General features: G+C 75.2%; 6 protein-coding genes. All 6 read left to right on the top strand.

Features of this window, described 5'->3' with window-relative positions; genetic code table 11:
* On the top strand, positions 1–724 hold a 724-nt coding region (locus WD794_00745), incomplete at its 5' end, for an RNA methyltransferase (protein ID MEX2288837.1).
* Positions 725–792: 68 nt separating this feature from the next.
* Complete coding sequence (locus WD794_00740) at positions 793–1,848, top strand: ATP-binding protein (GenBank protein MEX2288836.1); 1,056 nt, start codon at positions 793–795, stop codon at positions 1,846–1,848.
* A gap of 66 nt (positions 1,849–1,914) precedes the next feature.
* Positions 1,915–3,015: a phenylalanine--tRNA ligase subunit alpha gene (gene pheS, locus WD794_00735; protein MEX2288835.1), complete on the top strand. Its 1,101-nt coding sequence runs from the start codon at positions 1,915–1,917 to the stop codon at positions 3,013–3,015.
* Position 3,016: 1 nt separating this feature from the next.
* Complete coding sequence (pheT, locus tag WD794_00730; GenBank protein MEX2288834.1) at positions 3,017–5,437, top strand: phenylalanine--tRNA ligase subunit beta; 2,421 nt, start codon at positions 3,017–3,019, stop codon at positions 5,435–5,437.
* The gene (locus WD794_00725; GenBank protein MEX2288833.1) at positions 5,434–6,231 is read left to right on the top strand and encodes an SDR family oxidoreductase; all 798 of its coding nucleotides are present in this window, start codon (positions 5,434–5,436) and stop codon (positions 6,229–6,231) included. Before pheT ends, WD794_00725 begins: the two co-directional genes overlap by 4 nt.
* A gap of 96 nt (positions 6,232–6,327) precedes the next feature.
* Positions 6,328–6,438, top strand: a 111-nt coding sequence (locus WD794_00720) for an N-acetyl-gamma-glutamyl-phosphate reductase (GenBank protein ID MEX2288832.1), incomplete at its 3' end; no start/stop codon positions are given.

Here is a 6,438-nt window from a genome sequence, read left to right as displayed (position 1 = left end):
CTCGGCCCGTGCGGCCGAGCGCCGGTTCGTCGTGGAGGGCCCACAGGCCGTACGCGAAGCGCTCCCGTCGCTGCTCGAGTTCTACGCCGACCCGGACGGCGCGGCCCGGCACCAGGACCTGTTGGCGGCCGCGCCCTGTCCGGTCACCCCCGTCAGCGCGAAGGTGCTGGCCGCCATGGCGGAGACCATGACGCCCCAGGGCGTACTCGGCGTCGCCCCGCTGCTCGACGTCCCGCTGGACATGGCCCTTGCGGGCTCGCCTCGGCTGGTCGCCGTCCTCGAAGCCGTATCCGACCCGGGCAACGCCGGAACGGTCATCCGTACGGCCGACGCCGCCGGCGCGGACGCCGTCGTCCTGACCGCCGGCTCGACCGACCCGCACGGCGGCAAGTGCGTGCGCGCCACCGCCGGCAGCCTGTGGCACCTCCCGGTCTCCGCCGGCCCCCGGATCGAGGAGACGGTCGAGGCCCTGCAGGCCGGCGGGCTGGCGGTGCTCGCCACGACCGGTGCCGGCGAGCACGATCTGGAGGACCTGCAGGACAGCGGCGCGCTGGCCGGCCCGACCGCGTGGTTGCTCGGCACCGAGGCGGCCGGGCTGTCGGAGGCGGCGCTCGCCCGGGCGGACCTGACCGTCCGCATCCCGCTGCGCGGCCGCGCGGAGTCGCTGAACCTCGCCACGGCCGCGGCGGTGTGCCTCTACGCCTCGGCGCGGGCGCATCGCTGAACGGCCGAAAAGCCACTCTTCTGCCCGTACAGTGACCGCCGTCTGACCGGGTCGAAGGAGGTGCGTCGGTGTCCACCATCGAGAAGTCGGGCTACGACGACCTGCCCGACGGGGTGCTGGTCGCCGACGCCGACGGCCGCGTCGTGGTGCTCAACCCCGCCGCCGAGCGGCTGCTCGGGACGACCGCCGACGCCGCGCTCGGCCGCGACTACCGGGAGGTGCTCCCGCTCGCCGACAGCGCCGGTCGCGACTGGTGGGCCTGCACCGACCCGTACGGCGGGCTCACCAGCCGCCGCCGCCAGCCCGAGTGTCAGCTCACCCTGGCGAACGGCTGCGACCTGCTGGTGACCGCGTCCTACATCCGGGGGCCGGACCGCGGGCTCACCCGCCTGGTCGTGGCGCTGCGCGACACCCATGCCCGGGAGCGGATCGAGCGCTCGCGGGCCAACCTCGTCTCGACCGTCGCGCATGAGCTGCGCTCGCCATTGACCAGCGTGAAGGGCTTCACGGCGACCCTGCTCGCGAAGTGGGACCGCTTCAACGACGACCAGAAGAAGGTCATGCTCCAGACGGTCAACGCCGACGCCGACCGCGTCACGCGGCTGATCACCGAGCTGCTCGACGTCAGCCGGATCGACGCGGGACGGCTGGAGATGCGCAAGCAGGTCGTCGACCTGCCCGCGGCGACCCGCAAGGCCATCGCCGGCCACGTCGCCGCCGGGGAGCCGGAGGGACGGTTCGAGGTCCGCGTCCTCGGCGAGCTGCCGGAGATGTGGGTGGATCCGGACAAGTTCCAGCAGGTGATCGGCAACCTCGTCGAGAACGCCCTGCGGCACGGCGCGGGCACCGTCACGGTCACCGTCGGCCCGGACACCTCGGCAGGGACGGCCGGGGCCGTGGTCACCGTCGCCGATGAGGGTGAGGGCATCCCCGAGGCGGTCCGGTCGCGGATCTTCGGGCGCTTCTGGCGCGGTGGTGACCGGCGCGGCGGCACCGGCCTGGGGCTCTACATCGTCAAGGGGCTCGTCGAGGCGCACGGCGGGCGCGTCTCCGTCGGGTGCGGCCCGGCCGGCGGCGCCGAGTTCCGATTCGTCCTGCCCGCCGGGACCCCGGACTTCCTCTGAATCGGGTCGCGGCGGGCGCCTCTGGGAGACTGTCCGCCGACCCCGACCGAGGGAGCGCCACGCACCGTGCCCGGCCCAGAACCGCTCGACCACGACTTGCTCGACCACGACCCGCTCGACCACGAGGCGCTCGAGCGTGCCCGGGACGCCGGGCTCACCGCTTTCGCCTCCGCCGGCTCGCTCGAGGAGCTGGCCGCTGCGCGCACCGCGCACATCGGTGACCGCTCGGGGCTGGCCCGGGCCCGCAAGGCGATCGGCGGCCTGCCGGGAGCCGACAAGGCCGACGCCGGCAAGCGCGTCAACGTCGTGGCGCAGGCGGTGTCGGCGGCGTACGACGCCCGCCGGGCCGAGCTGGAGCTCGAGCGGGACGAGCGGGTGCTGCGCGAGGAGGCGGTCGACGTCACGGTGCTGCCGACCCGTGCGGCGGGGGCGCGGCACCCGCTCACCACCCTCGCCGAGCGGGTCGCCGACGTGTTCGTCGCGATGGGCTGGGAGGTCGCCGAAGGGCCCGAGGTCGAGCACGAGTGGTTCAACTTCGATGCGCTCAACTTCGGTGGCGACCACCCGGCCCGCGAGATGCAGGACACGCTGTTCGTCGCGCCGGCCGGCAGCGGCCTGGTGCTGCGCACGCACACCTCGCCGGTGCAGGTCCGCTCGCTGCTGGACCGGGAGCTGCCGGTCTACGTCGTCTGCCCGGGTCGGGTCTACCGCGCTGACGCCCTCGACGCGACGCACTCGCCGGTCTTCGGCCAGGTCGAGGGGCTGTGCGTCGACGAGGGCATCACGATGGCCCACCTGCGCGGCACCCTGGACCACCTGGCGACGGCGATGTTCGGCGACGGAATACGCACCCGGATCCGGCCGAACTACTTCCCGTTCACCGAGCCGTCCGCCGAGCTCGACCTGCAGTGCTTCAACTGCCGCGGCCGGGCCGACCGGCAGCCGTGCCGGGTGTGCTCGAACGAAGGCTGGATCGAGTGGGGCGGCTGCGGCATGGTGAACCCGGCCGTGCTGCAGGCCTGCGGGATCGACCCCGACCGTTACAGCGGCTTCGCCTTCGGCATGGGCCTGGACCGGACGCTGATGTTCCGCCACGGCGTCACCGACATCCGCGACTTCTACGAAGGCGATCAGCGCTTCACGCTGGCCCTCGGACAGGAGTCCTGACATGCGCGTCCCCGTCTCCTGGCTGCGCTCGCTCGTGCCGGGCCTGACCGCGTCCGCCGACGAGGTGGCCACCGCTCTCGTCCGCGCCGGCCTCGAGGTGGAGCAGGTGCACCGCTACGGCCACGACGTCAGTGGTGTCGTCACCGGCGAGGTGCTCGACGTCGAGGAGCTGAAGGGCTTCAACAAGCCGATCCGGTACTGCCACGTGTCAACCGGGTCCCGTCAGCACGAAGTGGTCTGCGGAGCCACGAACTTCGCCTCCGGCGACCGCATCGCCTTCGCCACGCCCGGCGCCGAGCTGCCCGGCGGCTTCCGCATCGCGACGAGGCAGACGTACGGCCACACCTCCGACGGGATGATCTGCTCCGGCGCCGAACTCGGCCTGTCGCAGGCCGATCACACGGGCGGCGGCGACGGCATCCTCGTGCTGCCGCCGGACACGCCGCTCGGGGTCGACGTGGTCGAGCTGCTGGGCCTGCGCGACGAGGTGCTCGACATCGCGGTCACCCCCGACCGCGGCTACCAGCTGTCGGTGCGGGGGGTGGCCCGGGAGACGGCGACCGCGTTCGGGTTGGAGCTGACCGACCCGGGCCGGCTGGCGTCCCCGGCGCCCACACCGGACGGACATGCCGTACGCGTGGACGCACCGGACGGCTGCGACCGCTACGTCGCGCGGGTCCTCACCGGGCTGGACCCGAGCGCGGAGTCACCGGCCTGGCTGCAGCGCCGGCTGACCCTCGCCGGCATGCGCCCGATCTCGCTGGCGGTCGACGTCACCAACGCCGTCATGCTCGAGCTGGGCCAGCCGTTGCACGCCTTCGACCTCGCGGCCCTCCAGGGCGGCATCGTCGTGCGCCGGGCGGCGCCGGGGGAGCGGCTGACCACCCTCGACGGCCAGGACCGGGCGCTGGACCCGGAGGACCTGCTCATCACCGACGCCCGCGGCCCGATCGCGCTGGCGGGCGTCATGGGTGGTGGCCCCACCGAGGTCGCCGCGGCCACCACCTCGATCCTGCTGGAGTCCGCGCACTTCGCGCCGCTGTCGGTGGCCCGGACGGCCCGCCGCCACCGGCTGCCGTCGGAGGCCAGCCGCCGCTACGAGCGCGGTGTCGACCCGGCTCTCGCACCCGCCGCCGCCGAGCTGGCGGTGCACCTGCTGGTCGAGCTGGGCGGTGCCTCGGCGGGCCCGGTCACCGACGTCGACACCCGCGCGCCCTTGCCGACGCTGCCGCTGCCGGTCGACGCGCCGGGCCGGCTGGCCGGCCGCGACTACGCACCCGAGGTCGTCCGCCGGCGCCTGGAGGACGTCGGCTGCACGGTCGCGGGCGAGGAGTGGCTCGAGGTCGTCCCGCCGACCTGGCGGCCCGACCTCACCGGCCGGGCCGACCTGATCGAGGAGGTGCTCCGGCTCGAGGGCTACGACACGATCCCGGTGGTCCTGCCGGCTGCGCCGGCCGGCCGCGGTCTGACCGCACAGCAGCGCCTGCGGCGGGTGGCATCGCGGGCGCTGGCCGCAGGCGGCCTGGTCGAGGTCGTCACGCCGCCGTTCGTCGGCGAGCAGGCGCTCGACGCGCTCGGCGGCGGCCCTGAGTGTCCCCGGATCCTCAATCCGCTGTCGGCGGAGGAGGCGCTCTTGCGCCCGACGCTGCTGCCGGGCCTGCTGGCCGTGGTCGCGCGCAACGCCGGCCGGGGGCTCGGGGACGTCGCCGTCTTCGAGACCGGTGCCGTCTTCCTCGGCAGCGGCGGGGGGGCCCCGGCTCCCGGCGTCAAAGGTCGGCCGAGCGAGCAGGAGCTGGCCGTGCTGAACGCCGCCCTGCCGGCCCAGCCCCGGCACGTCGGCCTCGCGCTCGCCGGAGCACCGGCCTCCTGGAGCGCCGCCGTGAGCGCCCTGGTCGAGCTGGGGCGGTCGCTCGGCCTGGACCTGCAGCCGCGGCCCGCCGACCCGTACCCCTACCACCCGGGCCGGTGCGCCGAGCTGCTGCTCGACAGCCGCCGCGTCGGCCTCGCGGGGGAGCTGCATCCGCGGGTGGTCGGGGCGTTCGGGCTGCCCGCGCGCAGCTGTGCCGCCGAGGCCGACCTCGATGTCCTGGTCGCCGCCGCTGCCGGTCGGGGCCCGCTGCCGGCTCCGATCGTGTCGCACTTCCCGCCGGCCGGTGTCGACGTCGCCCTGGTGGTCGAGCAGGGCGTGCCGGCCGCCGACGTCGAGGCGGCCCTGCGCGCCGGGGCGGGGGAGCTGCTCGAGGCGATTCGCCTGTTCGACGTCTTCACCGGCCCGCAGGTGGGGGCCGGCCGCCGCTCGCTGGCCTACACGCTGCGGCTGCGGGCCGCAGACCGTACCCTCACCGACGTGGAGGTGCTGACGGCACGCGACGCCGCGATCGCCGAGGCCGGCCGCCGGGTCGGGGCGGTGCTCCGCTCGTGAGTGCTGCGGCGCGGCGGGTCGCCCTGGTGACGGGGGGCAGCCGGGGGCTGGGCCGCGAGGCGGCCCGGGCGCTGACCGCCGACGGCTGGTCGGTCGCGGTGACGGGGCGGCAGGCCGACGCGCTGGACCAGGTGGTGGCCGCCGGCGAGGCGGCTCTCGCCCTGGCCGGCGACGTGACCGACGCCCCTGCGGTCGCCGCAGCAGTGCGCCGCACCGAGGACGAGCTCGGCCCGCTCGACCTGCTGCTGGCCAACGCCGGCGCCTTCGCCTCGGGCGGCCGGCTGTGGGAGCTCGATGCCGACACCTGGTGGCGCGATGTCGAGGTCAACCTGCGCGGTGCGTTCCTCTCGCTGCACGCCGCGCTGCCCGGCATGGTCGCCCGCGGTCGCGGCCGGATCGTCGTGATGGGCAGCGGCTTCGGGATGGTGCCGACGCCCGGCGGCTCGGCCTACGCCTGCGCCAAGGCCGCGGTCGCGCGGCTGGTCGACACGGTGGCCGCCGAGCTGGCGGGAACCGGCGTGGTGGTCCTGACGGTGAGCCCCGGCATGGTGCCCACCGACATGACGCATGGCTTCCCGGAGGGCTTCCTCGAGCTGCGGCCCGCGCTGCGTGAGCCGGCACCCGAGGCGTGGACCCCGGCGGAGACCTTCGTCCAGCTGCTGCTGCGCATCACCGCGGGCGAGCTGGATGCGCTGCACGGCCGGTTCGTCCGGTCCCGCGACGACGTGGCCGCACTGCGCGCCGCCGTGGACGAGCCGGCCGCCGGCACCTTGCGGCTGGCCCCCTGGAGCTGATCGGTCCCGCGGAACTCCTGCTGGTCGCCCGCCCGCCGGAGGCCCGTCCCGCTCCCGTGTTCGCATAGTCATGCAGCCCGGTGTATGGTTGCTGGCATGGGAGCGAGAGCATCGGTCGCGGGCGCGAGCGGTTACGCCGGCGGTGAGCTGCTCCGGCTGCTGCTGGCCCATCCCGACCTGGAGGTGGGCCCCGTGGCCGGCGGCGCG

This window comes from Mycobacteriales bacterium (assembly GCA_040902655.1).
In the GTDB taxonomy this organism is placed as follows: domain Bacteria; phylum Actinomycetota; class Actinomycetes; order Mycobacteriales; family SCTD01; genus SCTD01.
This window is presented reverse-complemented; position numbering and strand designations above follow the sequence as displayed.